General features: G+C 36.2%; 14 protein-coding genes, 15 tRNA genes, 1 rRNA gene and 1 riboswitch. Of the genes, 23 read left to right on the forward strand and 7 right to left on the reverse strand.

Annotated elements, in window-relative coordinates:
- Positions 1–163 precede the first annotated feature (163 nt).
- The 16 genes from rrf to BN349_RS19515 all read left to right on the forward strand — a co-directional run bounded on the left by rrf (position 164) and on the right by BN349_RS19515 (position 1643).
- Positions 164–279, forward strand: a 5S ribosomal RNA gene (gene rrf / locus BN349_RS19440).
- Between the two features lie 9 nt (positions 280–288).
- Positions 289–363, forward strand: a tRNA-Asn gene (locus BN349_RS19445).
- Positions 364–370: 7 nt separating this feature from the next.
- Positions 371–463 (forward strand) — tRNA-Ser (locus BN349_RS19450).
- Between the two features lie 21 nt (positions 464–484).
- Positions 485–559: transfer RNA gene (locus BN349_RS19455), tRNA-Glu, on the forward strand.
- Positions 560–564: 5 nt separating this feature from the next.
- A tRNA-Val gene (locus BN349_RS19460) sits at positions 565–640 on the forward strand.
- 11 nt (positions 641–651) lie between these two features.
- Positions 652–725: transfer RNA gene (locus BN349_RS19465), tRNA-Met, on the forward strand.
- A gap of 9 nt (positions 726–734) precedes the next feature.
- Positions 735–810: transfer RNA gene (locus tag BN349_RS19470), tRNA-Asp, on the forward strand.
- A 10-nt stretch (positions 811–820) separates the two neighbouring features.
- Positions 821–896, forward strand: a tRNA-Phe gene (locus BN349_RS19475).
- Positions 897–905: 9 nt separating this feature from the next.
- Positions 906–981, forward strand: a tRNA-Thr gene (locus BN349_RS19480).
- A 16-nt stretch (positions 982–997) separates the two neighbouring features.
- Positions 998–1081: transfer RNA gene (locus BN349_RS19485), tRNA-Tyr, on the forward strand.
- 16 nt (positions 1082–1097) lie between these two features.
- Positions 1098–1171, forward strand: a tRNA-Trp gene (locus tag BN349_RS19490).
- 11 nt (positions 1172–1182) lie between these two features.
- Positions 1183–1258 (forward strand) — tRNA-His (locus tag BN349_RS19495).
- A 41-nt stretch (positions 1259–1299) separates the two neighbouring features.
- Positions 1300–1374: transfer RNA gene (locus tag BN349_RS19500), tRNA-Gln, on the forward strand.
- Positions 1375–1379: 5 nt separating this feature from the next.
- Positions 1380–1454: transfer RNA gene (locus tag BN349_RS19505), tRNA-Gly, on the forward strand.
- Positions 1455–1478: 24 nt separating this feature from the next.
- Positions 1479–1553 (forward strand) — tRNA-Cys (locus BN349_RS19510).
- Between the two features lie 5 nt (positions 1554–1558).
- A tRNA-Leu gene (locus tag BN349_RS19515) sits at positions 1559–1643 on the forward strand.
- Positions 1644–1790: 147 nt separating this feature from the next.
- Here BN349_RS19515 and BN349_RS19520 read toward each other — a convergent pair.
- Together BN349_RS19520 and BN349_RS26470 are read right to left on the reverse strand one after the other, a co-directional pair.
- Positions 1791–2048, reverse strand: coding sequence for a hypothetical protein (locus BN349_RS19520; RefSeq protein ID WP_332306686.1), 258 nt, complete (start codon positions 2046–2048; stop codon positions 1791–1793).
- 76 nt (positions 2049–2124) lie between these two features.
- A complete protein-coding gene (locus tag BN349_RS26470) occupies positions 2125–2292 on the reverse strand; it encodes a hypothetical protein (protein WP_222860249.1) in 168 nt (55 codons plus the stop codon).
- Positions 2293–2704: 412 nt separating this feature from the next.
- On the opposite strand from BN349_RS26470, the gene BN349_RS19525 reads away from it, so the two are divergent.
- The 4 genes from BN349_RS19525 (at position 2705) to BN349_RS19545 (ending at position 9457) form a co-directional block, all read left to right on the forward strand.
- The gene (locus BN349_RS19525; RefSeq protein WP_019244004.1) at positions 2705–4987 is read left to right on the forward strand and encodes an FIMAH domain-containing protein; all 2283 of its coding nucleotides are present in this window, start codon (positions 2705–2707) and stop codon (positions 4985–4987) included.
- A gap of 208 nt (positions 4988–5195) precedes the next feature.
- The gene (locus tag BN349_RS19535) at positions 5196–6098 is read left to right on the forward strand and encodes a peptidylprolyl isomerase (RefSeq protein WP_019244005.1); all 903 of its coding nucleotides are present in this window, start codon (positions 5196–5198) and stop codon (positions 6096–6098) included.
- A gap of 782 nt (positions 6099–6880) precedes the next feature.
- Entirely contained in the window at positions 6881–8767 is a 1887-nt protein-coding gene (locus BN349_RS19540; protein ID WP_019244006.1) for a Xaa-Pro dipeptidyl-peptidase, read from the forward strand.
- A 330-nt stretch (positions 8768–9097) separates the two neighbouring features.
- Positions 9098–9457: a hypothetical protein gene (locus BN349_RS19545; protein ID WP_019244007.1), complete on the forward strand. Its 360-nt coding sequence runs from the start codon at positions 9098–9100 to the stop codon at positions 9455–9457.
- A 143-nt stretch (positions 9458–9600) separates the two neighbouring features.
- Here the strand turns inward: BN349_RS19545 and BN349_RS19550 are convergent, their stop codons facing one another.
- The 5 genes from BN349_RS19550 to BN349_RS19570 form a co-directional block, all read right to left on the reverse strand.
- The gene (locus tag BN349_RS19550) at positions 9601–10617 is read right to left on the reverse strand and encodes a ThiF family adenylyltransferase (RefSeq protein ID WP_019244008.1); all 1017 of its coding nucleotides are present in this window, start codon (positions 10615–10617) and stop codon (positions 9601–9603) included.
- Entirely contained in the window at positions 10614–11381 is a 768-nt protein-coding gene (locus tag BN349_RS19555; protein ID WP_019244009.1) for a thiazole synthase, read from the reverse strand. The genes BN349_RS19550 and BN349_RS19555 overlap by 4 nt, the downstream gene beginning before the upstream one ends.
- A 4-nt stretch (positions 11382–11385) precedes the next feature.
- Positions 11386–11589: a sulfur carrier protein ThiS gene (gene thiS / locus BN349_RS19560; RefSeq protein ID WP_019244010.1), complete on the reverse strand. Its 204-nt coding sequence runs from the start codon at positions 11587–11589 to the stop codon at positions 11386–11388.
- A gap of 181 nt (positions 11590–11770) precedes the next feature.
- On the reverse strand, positions 11771–12373 hold the full coding sequence (locus BN349_RS19565; RefSeq protein WP_019244011.1) for a thiamine phosphate synthase: 603 nt from the start codon (positions 12371–12373) through the stop codon (positions 11771–11773).
- An 88-nt stretch (positions 12374–12461) separates the two neighbouring features.
- Positions 12462–12572: riboswitch (TPP riboswitch) on the reverse strand.
- 409 nt (positions 12573–12981) lie between these two features.
- Positions 12982–13224 (reverse strand): FtsX-like permease family protein, encoded by a 243-nt coding sequence (locus BN349_RS19570; RefSeq protein WP_019244012.1) that lies wholly within the window; start codon positions 13222–13224, stop codon positions 12982–12984.
- 210 nt (positions 13225–13434) lie between these two features.
- Between BN349_RS19570 and BN349_RS19575 the strand changes: the two genes are divergently transcribed.
- From BN349_RS19575 to BN349_RS19585, 3 genes are all read left to right on the forward strand, one after another.
- Positions 13435–13722 (forward strand): DUF2325 domain-containing protein, encoded by a 288-nt coding sequence (locus BN349_RS19575; RefSeq protein ID WP_019244013.1) that lies wholly within the window; start codon positions 13435–13437, stop codon positions 13720–13722.
- Positions 13723–13748: 26 nt separating this feature from the next.
- Positions 13749–14534 (forward strand): alpha/beta hydrolase, encoded by a 786-nt coding sequence (locus BN349_RS19580; protein WP_019244014.1) that lies wholly within the window; start codon positions 13749–13751, stop codon positions 14532–14534.
- 519 nt (positions 14535–15053) lie between these two features.
- Positions 15054–15875, forward strand: a complete 822-nt coding sequence (locus BN349_RS19585) for a basic amino acid ABC transporter substrate-binding protein (RefSeq protein WP_019244015.1) — start codon at positions 15054–15056, stop codon at positions 15873–15875.
- Positions 15876–15948: the final 73 nt, after the last annotated feature.

The following is a 15948-nucleotide window of genomic DNA, read 5'->3' on the forward strand; positions in this document are numbered from 1 at the left end:
GTAACTAGACATGGTTAGTCATACGCAACAAACAATTTACACCTTCTGTTATCTAGTTTTGAGAGAGTGAAAAATTTCCTCTTGAAAAATGCAGAGAAAATATTATAATAATATTTGTCTTTGATAAAAAGTCTGTTTTCGAAAGAAGGTCAGACAGCAATTATCTGGTAATGATGGCGAAGAGGTCACACCCGTTCCCATTCCGAACACGGAAGTTAAGCTCTTCAGCGCCGATGGTAGTTGGGGGGGTCCCCCTGTGAGAGTAGGACGTTGCCAGGTTCATATTGATCCGCAGTAGCTCAGTGGTAGAGCACTCGGCTGTTAACCGAGCGGTCGTAGGTTCGAATCCTACCTGCGGAGCCATAAATATGGAGAGCTGTCCGAGAGGCCGAAGGAGCACGATTGGAAATCGTGTAGACGGTTAACCACTGTCTCAAGGGTTCAAATCCCTTGCTCTCCGCCATTTTAATTCATTTGTTACCATGGCCCGTTGGTCAAGCGGTTAAGACACCGCCCTTTCACGGCGGTAACACGGGTTCGAATCCCGTACGGGTCACCATATTTGGAGGATTAGCTCAGCTGGGAGAGCACCTGCCTTACAAGCAGGGGGTCGGCGGTTCGATCCCGTCATCCTCCACCATATATTATCGTCGCGGGGTGGAGCAGTCTGGTAGCTCGTCGGGCTCATAACCCGAAGGTCGCAGGTTCAAATCCTGTCCCCGCAATACAATGAAGGTCCCGTGGTGTAGCGGTTAACATGCCTGCCTGTCACGCAGGAGATCGCGGGTTCGATTCCCGTCGGGACCGCCATTTCTAATTAGGCTCAGTAGCTCAGTCGGTAGAGCAAAGGACTGAAAATCCTTGTGTCGGCGGTTCGATTCCGTCCTGAGCCACCATTTATATGTGCCGGTGTAGCTCAGTTGGTAGAGCAACTGACTTGTAATCAGTAGGTCGGGGGTTCGACTCCTCTTGCCGGCACCATTCCAAATTCAATATTGGAGGGGTAGCGAAGTGGCTAAACGCGGCGGACTGTAAATCCGCTCCTTCGGGTTCGGCAGTTCGAATCTGCCCCCCTCCACCATTTTTATATTTAGTTTAGGGGTATAGTTTAAAGGTAGAACTACGGTCTCCAAAACCGTCAGTGTGGGTTCGATTCCTACTACCCCTGCCAATCAGATAATGGCGATTGTGGCGAAGTGGTTAACGCATCGGATTGTGGTTCCGACATTCGTGGGTTCGATTCCCATCAGTCGCCCCATTATTATCATAAATTAATGAAATGAGCATATATTTTATAAATGGGCTATAGCCAAGCGGTAAGGCAACGGATTTTGATTCCGTCATGCGAAGGTTCGAATCCTTCTAGCCCAGCCACTTATGCGGAAGTAGTTCAGTGGTAGAATACAACCTTGCCAAGGTTGGGGTCGCGGGTTCGAATCCCGTCTTCCGCTCCATTTCTTCTAAATAAATAATATATCGGCGGCATAGCCAAGTGGTAAGGCCAAGGTCTGCAAAACCTTTATTCACCGGTTCGAATCCGGTTGCCGCCTCCAAATTTGCCGGTGTGGCGGAATTGGCAGACGCGCACGACTCAAAATCGTGTTCCTTCTGGAGTGTCGGTTCGACCCCGACCACCGGTACCATACAATTTACATATTGATATTACAAGGATTTCAGCTATTTATAAGTTGAAATCCTTTTTTGTGTTATTACTAAAAAGCAATGTTTAATAACAAATTTGAAAGATTATTCTACTTTATAGTTAATAACATTCTGTAATATAGTTTCAGCTACTGCTCGTTTTGTTTCATTGTGTACGAATAATTAGGACAGCAAAAACCACCATCATCATTACTAATTACTAGGTTTAATGGAAATGATATTTGCATATTTCTATGTTCTTTTAAAGCGTTAATTAAGAAATCATTTAATGGAAGAGTACGAATACTAGATTGAGTTTTTTGTAGAGTGAGTCCCATATTTCTCTTAATGAGTTGACAATCAATTATGATAGAATTCTTTTCAAAATCAATTTTGTCCCAGGTCAATCCGAAAATTTCTCCTCTTCTTAGACCTAAAAAGAGTCCCAATAGTACAGGAATCTTAATACCAGTTCCATTATGTTCAGAAGTTATTATTAAATCTTTCCGCTGTTTTCTTCTGTATTTCTTCATTTGTATGAGAGTAAATATCCATTGTGATGCCGAATCGTGCATGCCCTAACTGTTCACTTACAACCTTTGGTTTTTCATCCATTCGCATTAATATTGTTGATCTATTTCCTTTTCCCAATACGTGAACTCATTTTGGTGTGGAATGCTTTATTAATTATAAATTCACAATACTTGTAATATTCTGTAAATTATGTAAATATTAGGATTAACATTAACGTTAAAAGAATCTATGAATATTTTTTTAAGATTCGTAGATTTTCCCTCATTGCAAAATCTTTGTGTAAGATTATTCCTTTTTCAACTTTCCAAATTAGTATTTTGGCATTTTTGCAGGTAGTAGTCATATTAATGACAATGCTTTATGACTGTGAGGGGGGTGATAACCAGGTATGGTATTAAGCTTTGAATGGAGGCGATAAAACGGCTAATAACGATAAAGAAATAATGACATAAGTTTATCATCAGGTGGGATTTGAAAACATAAATCTACATTTACAGTAGGTCATTTTCTAATAGGAAGGTGAATTTATTTGAAGCTTAGAAATAAGATTACAGCAATAACGACCACTATATTGCTTGCAATGTCTTCAACAGCCGCTTTTGCTGCTGAGCCAGGGCTGGATAAAATACCCGACCCAGTGGATCCACAATCATGGGTGAATCCGGAAAATATGACTTGGAAGGATTATAATACGATTCCAGGGATTGACTGGAATAACACCGATATTAAACCGAAAACAGAACTTAAAGGGGCATTGATTTTGGTCGACTTTCCTGATCAGGATTTTATCTTGACCAAACCAAAGGGTTCAGAACTCGTTGGTAACCCACAAGTCGATGCTGTTCCTCGTGAAAAATTAGGGGAATGGTGGAGGGATTTCTTGAATGTTCCTAGCAAACTCAATAACTATCAGACAATCGATAGCTTTTGGAAAGAGAACTCTAATGGAAAATGGGGCGTAGCCCTTGATTCTTATGGTCCATACCGCTTGGATAAAAATGAATTTCAGTATGGGCTTGAAAGCAGTTTTAACTCTAATTCACTTCCGAGTAACTATACAAGAGGAAACCTTTTTCAGGATGGTATAAATGCAGCTACCGCTGATATAGCTGCATCTGGAGAAGAATATGACTTTGCGTTCATCGTTCATGCCGGCTATGATGAATCAACTGTATGGCAGGAACTCGGAGAAATGATGTTTCTGAATCCAGAATCGGTACCTGGTGAATTTGGTCCACCAGATTTACCTGGATTTGAAAACATGCCAAATTGGGCAAAAACTCGTTATGTACCATGGACCTCTTATTATGCAGCCAAAGCTATTTGGTCTGCTGCATCTAGTGCAACGATTAATGGCAAAGCGATTCGAGTTTCTATTCAAGGCGAAAGTGATGGTATGGGCGTATTTGCCCACGAATTTGGTCATCTCCGCGGTCTGGGTGATAACTACAATAATGCAGCACTTGACCCTAGAACCTACTCGGGTTATTGGGAAACAATGAGCCGTGGATCATTTAATGGTCCTGGTGGAACTCACACTCGCTGGATGATTCCATCCACTCTTGGTGCTTCTTTATCGGCACCACATATGCTTCGTAATAAGATGAAACAGGGATTTGTAGAAGAAGATGAAGTCCTCCAGCTAAACCGTGATACCTTAAAAGAATCTGGACCAGTGTTTGCGGATATTATCGCGCGTCAAGCACCAATTGGCAGTGAATTTGGCCGGACCGGACTACACGGCATCAACATCAGTATGAACGATTTAACACCAACAAATTACCTTGCCGGTGACTGGCGTAACGATATTATAAACAATAGATTGTACAATAACTATACCCTTGAAGTGGTAGACCGCTTTGGTACGGATTCCTTTGCAGCAGACTCCGGTGTATTGATAGCCAAGACGAAAAATGCGGAGACTTCCCCGAACATTTGGGTAGTTGATTCACATCCTGAGGATATCAATCTGAAGGATTTTACAAGACCTGACGGCACAACAGTAATGGTTGGCAAAGGTGACCCCCGTCAAGCTCTTGATGCTTTATTCAAAGCTGGGAGTGGGACAAGTTTGGTTGCCGGAAAGTTCGATGGTTCTATAGACAAAGACACTATTGTCAGTGAGTATATAGATTCATACAATAAACTGCATTTCTATATCTTAGGTAATTCCAAAGACAAAGATGGTGTACTTCGTTATCAGGTTGCCGTCCGTAACACGGATGGTGCAGGTGCCTATAAACGTGGGCTAAATTTAAGTGCTGGAACTGTAGAGCCTGCCGTACAAGACAAAGTGGCAGTCTATCATTTTAATGTTACGAATACTGGCGAAGCAAAGGATCTTGTTCGTGTCAAAGCTTCTGCAGGTGATGATTGGAAAGTCCAAATGGATCATAACGTACTAGCTGTGGAGCCTGGAGCAACCGTTGATGTACCTGTGTACGTGAAAATTTCGAAGGGTAAGACTGCCCCTGATACTCTTACCTTTACGGCAACGTCAGAGACAGACCCTAATCAAACTGTTACAGATACAAATCTTTTGGCTAGCAGTCTTAACGCAACCGGTTTAAGTTCTATTATTGATAGCTTTGCCAAAGAGGGAGCCTTTAAAGCAGGTACAGCGCAAGCATTAAAGGCACATTTGAATTCCGTTGGCCAATTTGAAAAGAAAGGCTCTGCGGATAAGGTTGTTAAACAAATAAATAATTTTAAAGGATTTTTAGAGCTTAAAAAAGAGGCAAATCAGATCTCTGAGAAAGCTTATAACAGCTTAAAAGCTCATGCAGATGCAATAATTATGATCTGGCAATAGTAAGGTTCACTGTTTTAGAATATACCCCCTGTAACAGGGATGACTGTTCCAGGGGGCAAACTAAAAATCTTTCTAGTGAATGTGGGAAATTAAAGAATGGACTCCTGTGAAATTTGTATACTTAGTTGATTTTCTGGATGGTAAATCAAAGTTAAATCCGTAAGTTGTAATGGACTTGGGTAGTTGTCAAAAGTAGGAGTGAAGATAATTGAAGAATATACTTACCATTTTATCCATTTTAATATTGTTAGTTTTACTTGGCGCCTGTTCGGCTCTAACCTCTAGTGATGATAGTGATGTGCTTATTAAAACGGAATATGGAAATATCTCAAAAGATGATTTATATAACGAAGTGGCTAAGACCAAACGGGGAAATGAATTGATTCAGAAATTGGTTTATATGCAAATTTTGAAAGGCAAATATGAGGTATCTGATAAAGAAGTAAACCACCGGCTGGCAGAGATAAAGGAACAAGTAGGTGAAAAAGATGAATTTACAATGTTCCTGCAAAAACAGGGGTTTACTAACGAAAATGAACTAAAGGATTATATCGAACAATCTCTTTATTTTTCAAAAGCAACAACAGAAGGAGTGAAAGTCTCAGATAAACAAATAAAAGATTACTATGAACAACATAAAGACCAATATACAGAGGTGAGAACAAGCCATATTCTCGTGGATAATGAGTCGATTGCTAAAGAAGTTGGTAAGGAGCTAAAGAAAGGAACCGACTTTGCTGAAGTAGCAAAAAAACAATCGACAGATAAGGTGTCCGCAACACAAGGAGGGGATTTAGGCTATCTTTCCGGGAAAAGTAAGGAATTGGATCCAACATTTCTTGCTTCCGCTATGAAATTAAAAAAAGGTGAAGTGAGCGAGCCAGTCAAGACAGTATTTGGTTATCACATTATTATGGTAACAGATAGAAAGGAGACACCATTAAGTGAAGTGAAAGACCCAATCAAGCGAGCGCTTATGGAGAAAGACGCAAAACTGGTACAAGAGGTATTAAACAATTTGAATAAAGAAATTGAGATCAAAGAAGATGCATTTAAAGATGCATTTAAGGATGTAGAACCAAAACAAACAAATATGCCCTCTCAAGGTTAAAATGTTCAACGATAGTTTGGTTATCGTTGAACTTACACCAGTTACATACTTATCTATGCTAATAACGAGCTTGCAATCCAACTAATGAGTATTTTGCTATTTAAGGTGAGATGCAAATATATTTTTTAAAAAAATTCACCTGCACCTCATGTGTTGCTATGTACACTCTACACATGGGGAGTGAGGGAACAGGTTTTTATGTACTTATATTATTGATAACAAACTACATGAACGTAATGTAATGAACATTATAAAACAAACTATTTAATAAATAGAAAACCGGCTAAAACAGATAAAAAGGAACATGTAAAATGAGTTGATAATTAGATGAACTTCTATATCATGCGACTCAAAATCGTGTTCCTTCTGGAGTGTCGGTTCGACCCCGACCACCGGTACCAGTATTTTTTATAATGATATGTAAATAATTATTTGACTTTAACACGAATTGTTAAGGTTTTTTTATTTTAAATTCCGTGCTAAATCGTCTTGTGGAAATGTATTTTAGTAAAAAATAAAATAGTTAATAGGTTCTAGAATGGCAACTCTTTTAGAAAGAGTTGTCATTTTTTCGGGTATGAGAGAAGTGTTTATTTGGAGGTAAATGGACCCACTAGCCCAAATAGAAAGACAAAAGGAAGTTTTTCTCCATTTTTATCAGTTCTTTTGACATAACTCTCTTAATAGGAGTTTGATAGTTATTGGTAATATTAGGTAAAAATATGCTATTAATATTCCTATCATAACTTATAATTATATTAATTTATGATAGGAGGGATAGGATGAGAAATAAAAAATTACTACTAGTAACAAGTGTTTTTACCACTATTGCTCTAACTCTATCATCTTTGAATTTTAATCCACAAGTACATGCAGAAACGCATAGCATAGCCAAGTCTATGATAAAAGACTTGAAAACAAAACCGATTTATTCTTACAAGGACGCTATTCGCGAGACAGTTTTTGTAGAATCTAGCCTTGATACTGATAAGAACGGCGAGAAGGACCGAATTGCAGTAGATATTATCCGTCCTAAAGAATCAAATGGCAGACTCAAGGTACCAGTTATAATGGATGCAAGCCCATATTATGAGAGTATGGGTAGGGGAAATGAGAGTGAAATAAAGGATCAAAATAAAGATGGAATCAACGAGAAATTTCCTCTCTACTATGATAATTATTTCGTTCCTAGAGGGTATGCTGTTGTATTACCGGAAATGGTAGGTACTAATCAATCGGACGGATGTCCTACTACTGGTGGTTATGAAGAAATTGAAAGCATAAAAGTCGTTGTTGATTGGTTAAACGGAAGAGCGAAAGCATGGGATAAAAACAATCAAAAAGTCAGTGCAAAGTGGTCTACTGGTGATGTGGGCATGATTGGGAAATCATATGATGGAACTTTAGCAAATGGGGTTGCAGCTACTGGAGTAGAAGGCTTAAAGACAATTGTTCCTATAGGAGCAATAAGTAGTTGGTACAATTATTATCGTCATGAAGGACTTACATATTATAATAATGGTCCGAGTGGTTTAGCAAGTCGAGTCGTAAGTAGTACTCGAAAACAAGCTTGTCAGCCAGTTTTCGATCGTTTAAAAGCTGAATCAGATGATCAAACAGGAGACTATAATTCTTTTTGGGATGAGAGAAACTATGTAAAAGATGCCAAAAAGGTTAAAGCGAGTGTATTCGCTGTTCATGGATTAAATGATTATAACGTTAAAATGAACCATTTGGCAGATTGGTGGAATGAGCTCTCCAAAAATAAAGTACCAAGAAAGCTATGGCTTACACAAACCGGTCATGTCGATCCTTTTGATTTCCGCCGAGCTGAATGGGTAGATACATTGCACCAGTGGTTTGATTATTGGTTAATGGATATCGATAATGGAATCATGGATCAACCTGCTGTTGATATTGAACGAGGGGCAGATGAATGGCAAACTCAGTCATCTTGGCCAGCTAAAGAAGCAAAAGAAATTAAAATAAATTTGGCGCCCGGGAAAAATGTCAGTTCAAATGGGACACTGACTACAAGCCCTGTTAAAGGAAAGCCTACACTTAACTTTACTGATAATCCTAAACAAACAGAGAAAGAAATGGTTACAAATGAAACGACAGTTAGATCCGATCGAATGGTATTTCTGACAGATACATTAAAAAATGATGTTCAATTAAGTGGAATACCTGAAATCTCACTTCGTGCAAATGTCGATAAGGAAGATTCTAATCTGACCGTTTTAATTGTTGATTATGGCATGGATACCAGAGTCAATCATGAGGGCAGAGGTGAAGGTATTGAAACATTGTCTACAGAAAGTTGCTGGGGTGAAAGCAGTGAAACGGATGATGCTTGCTATAAAGATACAAAAAAAACGACTCACGCAGCTCCATATGAAGTTGTAACAAGAGGTTGGTTTGATCCGAAAAATTGGAAATCACTTTCAAAAGAAGAACCATTAACAATAGGTAAGAATTATAAGTTTGAGTGGCATGCATTGCCTGAAGATTATATATTTAAGAAAGGTCATCGAATGGGTGTCATCATTGCTGGAAGTGATTCTAGACGAACGATACCTTCTTCCACAGGTGCAACATTTGAAGTGCAACTCGGGCAAAGCTATATTAAACTACCGATAGTACATGGAAAAAAAGCAATAGATTTTTAAATAGTGAATAGGGCTGACTGAATAGTGATTTTATCACTATAAGAGTTCCTTAAACTTTATGTTATCTTGACGTATTTTGCCTAAGGGGTATTCTTATGTTACTCGTATTGTCCTATACATCGCTTTATTTTACACTTTGGGATGAGGTAAGAAAGAGTATAAAAATCATATAAAATGTAAAAGGGTGTCCATCAAATTTTTCCTTTTTGGACACCTTCATTTATTTTGGGAAGAAAGCTACTATTTTTCTTTTTTTATTACATAATGTAATATAACAATAACTTTAACATTCATGTTAAGGTTTTTTATTTGAAAAAGGGAGATGTTCCAATGAGTAACAATGAATCTATCTATATAGGAAAAACGACTAAAGAAATGAATCAATTTTTTGGTGAATCTTTCTTTCCTGAATTTCAGACAATTGCTATGATGATTTTTGAAAATGAAAAAAAGGTAGAGTTTCAAGAGTTTCAAGTATTTAAAGAGCAACATGTTGAAAAAGGCGAGGTTCTTTCATATAACCTTACATGTATGAGAGATGATAGAGAATTACCTTTAATTAATATATGTGGTACACAAGTAGTGGATTCTAGGGAACCGTTAAAAATTATTTTAGATTATTTAACATTAGATGGGCAGCTAAAGGAAGAATATATTTTATTTGAAGATGGAGAGTTCTTTTTTAATTAATGGGTGTGAGGGTATCTGTTATATTTTTTGAATTTTAGGATAAGTAAAGTTGTAATGATAGCGATGAATCTCTAAAAGCTTGTAGCCATAATTACTTAAGTAATAGGATACAGTTTTTAGAGATTCATGTATGGATATTCTCATTATGTATTATATTGCATGATTTTATTGTAGAGAGCTCTAGCTTCATCAGGATTGTTTGTTCCATGAATAATCGCCCTGCCATCTTTAAAAAGTACAATTCGATTTCTATCGATTGAGCAAGAAAGTAAATACGAATTCATAACACAATCGGATATGATATTTTGTACCCGTTCATATACACTTTGAATGGATATATGACGTTCAGCAGCTGGTCGAATTTGCACGGCATCTCGTCCGCAAAGAATATCTGTTTTTGTTGAATAATTCATGGAAAGGAATGGATATGTTCTATCATCACCACAGCTTAAACAGTTTTTCTTTTTTAAACTGTTGATATTGATTGCTGAGTTTTCTCCTTTCCAAATGTCAAAAGATCTTAATATAGGGTCAAAAAATGTATTCGTTATTACTTGTAAACCTTGTGTTACTTGATATGAAGCAACAAGTTGAACAATAGGACTGATGACACCGACTGTATCACAGGTCATTTGCTGATTTGTCACATGATCAATAAGGCAGTGTAGGCATGGAGTTTTATCAGGTATAACCGTAAATTGTAAACCATAGCTGCTGACACATGCTCCAAAAACAAAGGGTTTGTTATGTTTAACGGCAGCATCATTTACAATTAATCTGGTTTCGAAGTTATCTGTTGCATCGATGATGAGATCTACACCAGCTATTATGCGTTCAATATTTAATGTGTTAACATCCATAATCCACGATACTATATCAATTTCGCTATTTATACTTTGCAATCGTTCCTTAGCAGCTATCACTTTTGGAAGCTTATTAACTGCATCTCTTTCTGTATATAATTGCTGTCTTTGCAAATTACTCCATTCTACATAATCACGGTCGACAATGGTTATTTTACCTGCACCAGCTCTTGTTAACATTTCGGCACTTGCTGAACCAAGTGCTCCAGCTCCTATAATTAAAACATGTGCTTCTTGTATTTGCTTTTGACCAATCCTACCTATAAATCGTTCTTGCTTAGCGTAACGATTTATCAAGATGTCACCATTCCTGTTATAGGGCTACTTGCTTCCCCATAGTTTTTCTCTGGTATTCTTCCTGCTTCGAAACCTAATTGTCCTGCCTCGATTGCTAGTTTCATAGCGATAGCCATTTTTATAGGGTCTTTCGCATTCGCGACAGCTGTATTCAATAAGACCCCATCGGCTCCTAATTCCATAGCGAATGCAGCATCTTTAGGTGAACCGATACCAGCATCAACAATGACTGGAACAGAAGATTGTTCAATGATGAATTGTAAATTTAATGGATTCATTAGACCTTTACCCGAACCTATTGGGGAGGCACCAGGCATAATAGCATGTACTCCAAGTTGTTCAAGTCGCTTCGCTAAGACAACATCATCCGATGTATAGGGAAGAACTATAAAACCTTCTTCTAGTAGCATTTCTGATGCTTTTAACGTTTCTATAGGATCAGGTAAAAGGGAGCGATCACAGCCGATTACTTCTACTTTTATCATATCGCATAAACCAGAAGCTTTAGCTAATTTAGCTATTCTTACTGCTTCTTCAGCGGTCTTTGCTCCGGCAGTGTTAGGCAATAATTTGTATTTAGTCAAATCTAAGTGTTCCAAAAAATTGGGCTGACTTTCTTCAAAGATTTTCATTCTTCGCACGGCGAATGTTAAAATTTCAGCACCAGATACGGCAACTGCTTCTTTTTGAATTTCAAATGATGGATATTTACCTGTGCCAAGTAAAAGTCTTGATTGAAATGAATGATGGGCTATTTTTAACATATAATCATCCTCCTCCTACAAAATGAACAATTTCTACAGTATCACGTTCGTTAAGCGTGACAGAATCATAGGCTTCTTTGGTTACAATTTCTTTATTTAACTCTACAATGACAATTCGATTTTCTAGTTGATAATGCTGTAATAGATGTTGGACTGAGAGTACTTCTTGAGGTAATTCTGCTATTTTTCCATTTAGAGTGATATACATCATTTCACCTCCTTTTATCAGAGAAAGTTTCTTGAAAAGCTTCTAGCAAATCTTTTATCGGATAAGTTGCTGTAGAATGATGCGGATTATATAATGCTTGACTGAAAAATAGAATTCTTTCAGACTGTTAATGTATAAGGGACTTTATGCTAATTACAAAAATTCCAAAATTCATTATCTCTTATATGTTGTCTTTACACTTTTTATAATAAAGACTAGTGGAATCTGTTGGACTTGATGCTGAAAAAATTCCTGACATGACAGCTATTCCGTTCGCTCGAATACGCTGTAATTGATGTATGCGTTCTGGTGTAATACCACCAATAGCAAAAACGGGAATGGATAGATTCTCTTTTATTTGACGAAGAGTTTCTAATCCATTAGGAGTTTTCCCTTGTTTGCTCTTTGTTTCAAAGCAATGACCATATAAAACATAGTCAGCACCATCTGCTTCAGCTTCTGTGGCTTCTTTGAAAGTATGAACAGATTGCCCTACAGTGAAATGAGGACATTTTTGCTTTACTTTTTTGACTGGTAGTCCATATGAAGGTAAATGAATATTTGGAATATCCATTAGTAAGGAAACATCTAATCTATTATTCATGACGATTTTTTCTTTTGGGAGGTTTCCCATTATTAAAAGCTCTAATAACTTAAGAAGTTGCTTAGTCGTTTTGGATTTTTCTCGAATGTGTATAAAGTCAATTCGATCTTTTATTTGTAAAATGATTGATGATAGTTCATGTACAGAATGCTTGTCATCGGTTATGGCAATTAATTTCATAATGCTTGCTCCTATTCATTTCATAATAAAAAACCACTTCCAAATAAGTAGGAAAGTGGTTGTGCGAATTAGTCCTTAAATAAGTCCAAAAAAGCCTTAAGCACTTCCCTACGCAGGTACGAACCTGTTCAGGTTTTGAGGGTTTGCAAGTAAACTACTTTATTCTCAGCCCTTATCAAGGGATCCCCTAGTGTAAATATATGGTTGTTTCGAGTTATTAATTAAAATAGCATGTATTTGGAAGATGTGCAAGTAGATTTTGGAAATTAAATGGTATTTATTGAGTATTAGGCTATAGTTAGAAATGCGAGTTTCTGCATAGAAGTTTATAAGATGAATAAATAAAAGCTTTAGAAGTAGAGTAATCCTTGTATCTAAAGCTTTAAATAGATTATTCAGTAATCAAATTGTGAGCTGAAATATGCTTAATTCGTCCAGTGACCAACATAGATACAATTTAAGCCAATACTATAATACCAATACTATAATACCAATACATAAGGCAATCATGAACGGAATATTGACTGAGAAGACTGAATTAAATATGCCCATTTCAGAGAATAGGATGGAAGGAATGGAATTAGAAAATAGAGTACCAAAAACTCCTCCTATAAAACTCCCACGATGACAACAGGTAAAAAGCTCAAGGTGATTTGTGTTATGAGTTGGAAAGTAGTGTAACCAAGCGCTTTTAAAATACCCAATTCTCTTTTGTGTTTAATAATCATTGTTTTAATGATAAGGTATAAGATTAAGCTAACAGCAAGTACGGTCATAATGACAACAAGTATCATTACATAAGAAATTGATTTTATTGTAGAGCCCATTTGACTTTGAAAAGCGGCTTCCATATCATCCTAATAATCGACATATCCGAAGCTTCAATGTGCGATTATAAATGAAGCACATATATATATATATGGATTCTAAAAATTTTTTATTTTAATTCATACTTGATTTATATGAATTATATGATTAATATGGAATTATAACATGATATCTTACTTTGAATAGGCAACTAGAAAATATCTAACAGTCTTTGAAAAGGAGAACTCATAATCATGCAATCTTTATTAGTTGTAGGTGGAGATTATTTAGGTAAAATAACTGAAAATTTGTGCAATGAAGGTTTTACAGAAATCATTCATATAAATGGAAGAAAAACTCAGATGGTTCGAAAGGAAATACCTTCTAATATTGATTTAATTTTAGTTTTAACAGACTATATCAACCATAATTTATCAACCAATATTAAAAAAAGAGCGAATGAACAGTCTATTCCTATTTTTTATTCAAAACGGTCTTGGAGCGCTATTCATAATGAATTACAGAAAATCAAGAGGAGCTAAATTTAAATGGTAAGGGGATGAGCGATATGAGAGAAAACTTTGATGTAATAAAGGGAGCAGAGCCATTTTTTCATCCGGGTAATGAGATAGGTGTTCTCATTTCACATGGCTTCATGGGTACTCCACAAAGTGTACAATATGTGGGAGAAAGCTTGGCGCAATATGGCTATACAGTACTTGCCCCTAGATTAAAGGGACATGGTACACATTATTTAGATTTAGAAAAATGTACTCATGAAGATTGGTTCAACGAGCTAGAAAAGGGCTATTTTCAATTGAAGCAAACATGTGAAAATATTTATATTTTGGGGCAATCAATGGGAGGAGCTCTAGCGTTATGTCTAGCAAGTAAACACAAAGATATTAGTGGAATTATAGTTATTAATGCTGCTTTATCTGTACCTACCTATGATTATTTGAGAGAAAGAACCAGTCCTAGATATATAATTGAAGGGGAACCTGATATTAAGGCAGCAAATGTTTACGAAATAACCTATTCAAAAGTACCCATAAAAGCGGTTCATGAACTACAAAAAATAATGGATATATCAAAAAAAGTAATACCAACGGTGCATTGTCCAGTTTTAGGAATAAAATCTGCAATAGATCATGTTGCGCCACCTGAAAATACTGATTTTATTCTTCAAAATATCAGTTCTTTACAGAAGAAATTAAAAATATTACAGAACTCTTATCATGTGGCTTCCATGGACCATGATAAACTGAAAATAGTAGAATATAGTCAACAATTTATTGAAGAACTAGAAGGAAAAGCAAGCAAAAGAAGTAATCGATGGATGGAAAGTGTTTGAGATAGAAATATAAGTATAAACATATAAAAAGGAACCTCTAGAAAAGGGATATTTTATTACTTTTCAGAGGTTCCTTTTTATATGATCTGCATTTTTATGGATACGATTTATGTGAGTGCTCTGACTTTCTAAAAAAGCTGATTTTTCATGCTTTGTTTTATTTTCCTTTTTGGTTAATAGAAGGAGTGGTTTGGAAATAACTTAAAATGTAAGAGGGTGTCCATCACTTGTTACTCATTGGACAGCCTCTTTTTTGTTTTTTTTTCATTATGTTTAAAAAATATTTAATGCTGAAGTTACGACAGTTTTGATTCGTTTATTTGAAAGAGTTGAATATATGGTATAAGGAGGGGAGCTTTATTTTCAATCATCCTATTAATTATGATATGCCTCTGTAGTATATGATTTTCTAAATTTTATAAAAATAATATTTATACAAAATATTGAATAAAAATGAACGAGCGTATATAATATATAAAAATCAGAAAATAAAAACTTCTAGTTGAGGGAGATAAGTCTATGAAAAAGTTGACGATTAGTTTTATGCTATTATGTGCTTTTTTAGTTGTATTAAGCGGCTGTGGTAAGTCGGAAGAAAGCGGTAGTAAGAGTGGTAGTGAAAGTAAAGATAAAACATTACGTATTGTAACAAATGCCGAATATGCTCCTATGGAATATAGAGACAAAGATGAAATTAAAGGTTTTGATGTTGATTTAATTAAAGCAGTTGCGAAGGAAGCTGGATATAAAGTAACAATCGATCATGTTGGTTGGGATCCAATGATGGTTGAAGTAAAAGATAAACGAGCAGATTTAGCTATTGGTGCTATTACGATTAATGAAGAACGTAAACAGTCTTATGAATTTACGGTACCATACTTCCTAGCATCTCAAAAAATCCTTGTACCAAAAGGTAGTCCAATTAAAAGTGCTGCTGATTTGAAAGGGAAATATGTAGCAGTGCAAGGTGGTACAACAGGTATGATCGTATCTGAAAAACTATTAGGTAAAAATAGCAAGTATGTTAAAAAATTTGAGAATAATAATTTAGCAATAATGGAACTTAATAAGGGTGGAGCAGATGCTGTAGTAGCTGATAATGCTGTAGTTGAGGAATATGCTAAAAATAACCCTAAAGATAAACTAGTTGTAATTGAAGATAAAGGAACTTTTGAGTCAGAATTTTATGGATTTATGTTCCCTAAAGGTGAAACTAAACTTAAAGATGAATTCGATAAAGCTTTAAATACTTTGTTTGACAATGGTGAGTATGCAAAAATTTATCAGGATTGGTTTGGAAATGAGCCAGACGTTGCATTCTTAAAAGAACAACAAAAATAATTTCTAAAAAACACCGGATCTTATGGCGATTCGGTGTTTTTAGTATGGAAATTTTTTTATGAATTCGGTTTAT

Source organism: Bacillus sp. AP8, assembly GCF_000321185.1.
GTDB classification, from domain to species: Bacteria; Bacillota; Bacilli; order Bacillales; family DSM-1321; genus Bacillus_AD; species Bacillus_AD massilioanorexius.

What these genes read in the sequence shown, in the direction of transcription:
- BN349_RS19540 (WP_019244006.1), top strand. Translation starts at nt 6,881, where the DNA reads ATGAGAAATAAAAAATTACTACTAGTAACAAGTGTTTTTACCACTATT.
- BN349_RS19545 (WP_019244007.1), top strand. Translation starts at nt 9,098, where the DNA reads ATGAGTAACAATGAATCTATCTATATAGGAAAAACGACTAAAGAAATG.
- BN349_RS19555 (WP_019244009.1), bottom strand. Translation starts at nt 11,381, where the DNA reads ATGTTAAAAATAGCCCATCATTCATTTCAATCAAGACTTTTACTTGGC.
- thiS (WP_019244010.1), bottom strand. Translation starts at nt 11,589, where the DNA reads ATGTATATCACTCTAAATGGAAAAATAGCAGAATTACCTCAAGAAGTA.
- BN349_RS19565 (WP_019244011.1), bottom strand. Translation starts at nt 12,373, where the DNA reads ATGAAATTAATTGCCATAACCGATGACAAGCATTCTGTACATGAACTA.
- BN349_RS19570 (WP_019244012.1), bottom strand. Translation starts at nt 13,224, where the DNA reads ATGGAAGCCGCTTTTCAAAGTCAAATGGGCTCTACAATAAAATCAATT.
- BN349_RS19575 (WP_019244013.1), top strand. Translation starts at nt 13,435, where the DNA reads ATGCAATCTTTATTAGTTGTAGGTGGAGATTATTTAGGTAAAATAACT.
- BN349_RS19580 (WP_019244014.1), top strand. Translation starts at nt 13,749, where the DNA reads ATGAGAGAAAACTTTGATGTAATAAAGGGAGCAGAGCCATTTTTTCAT.
- BN349_RS19585 (WP_019244015.1), top strand. Translation starts at nt 15,054, where the DNA reads ATGAAAAAGTTGACGATTAGTTTTATGCTATTATGTGCTTTTTTAGTT.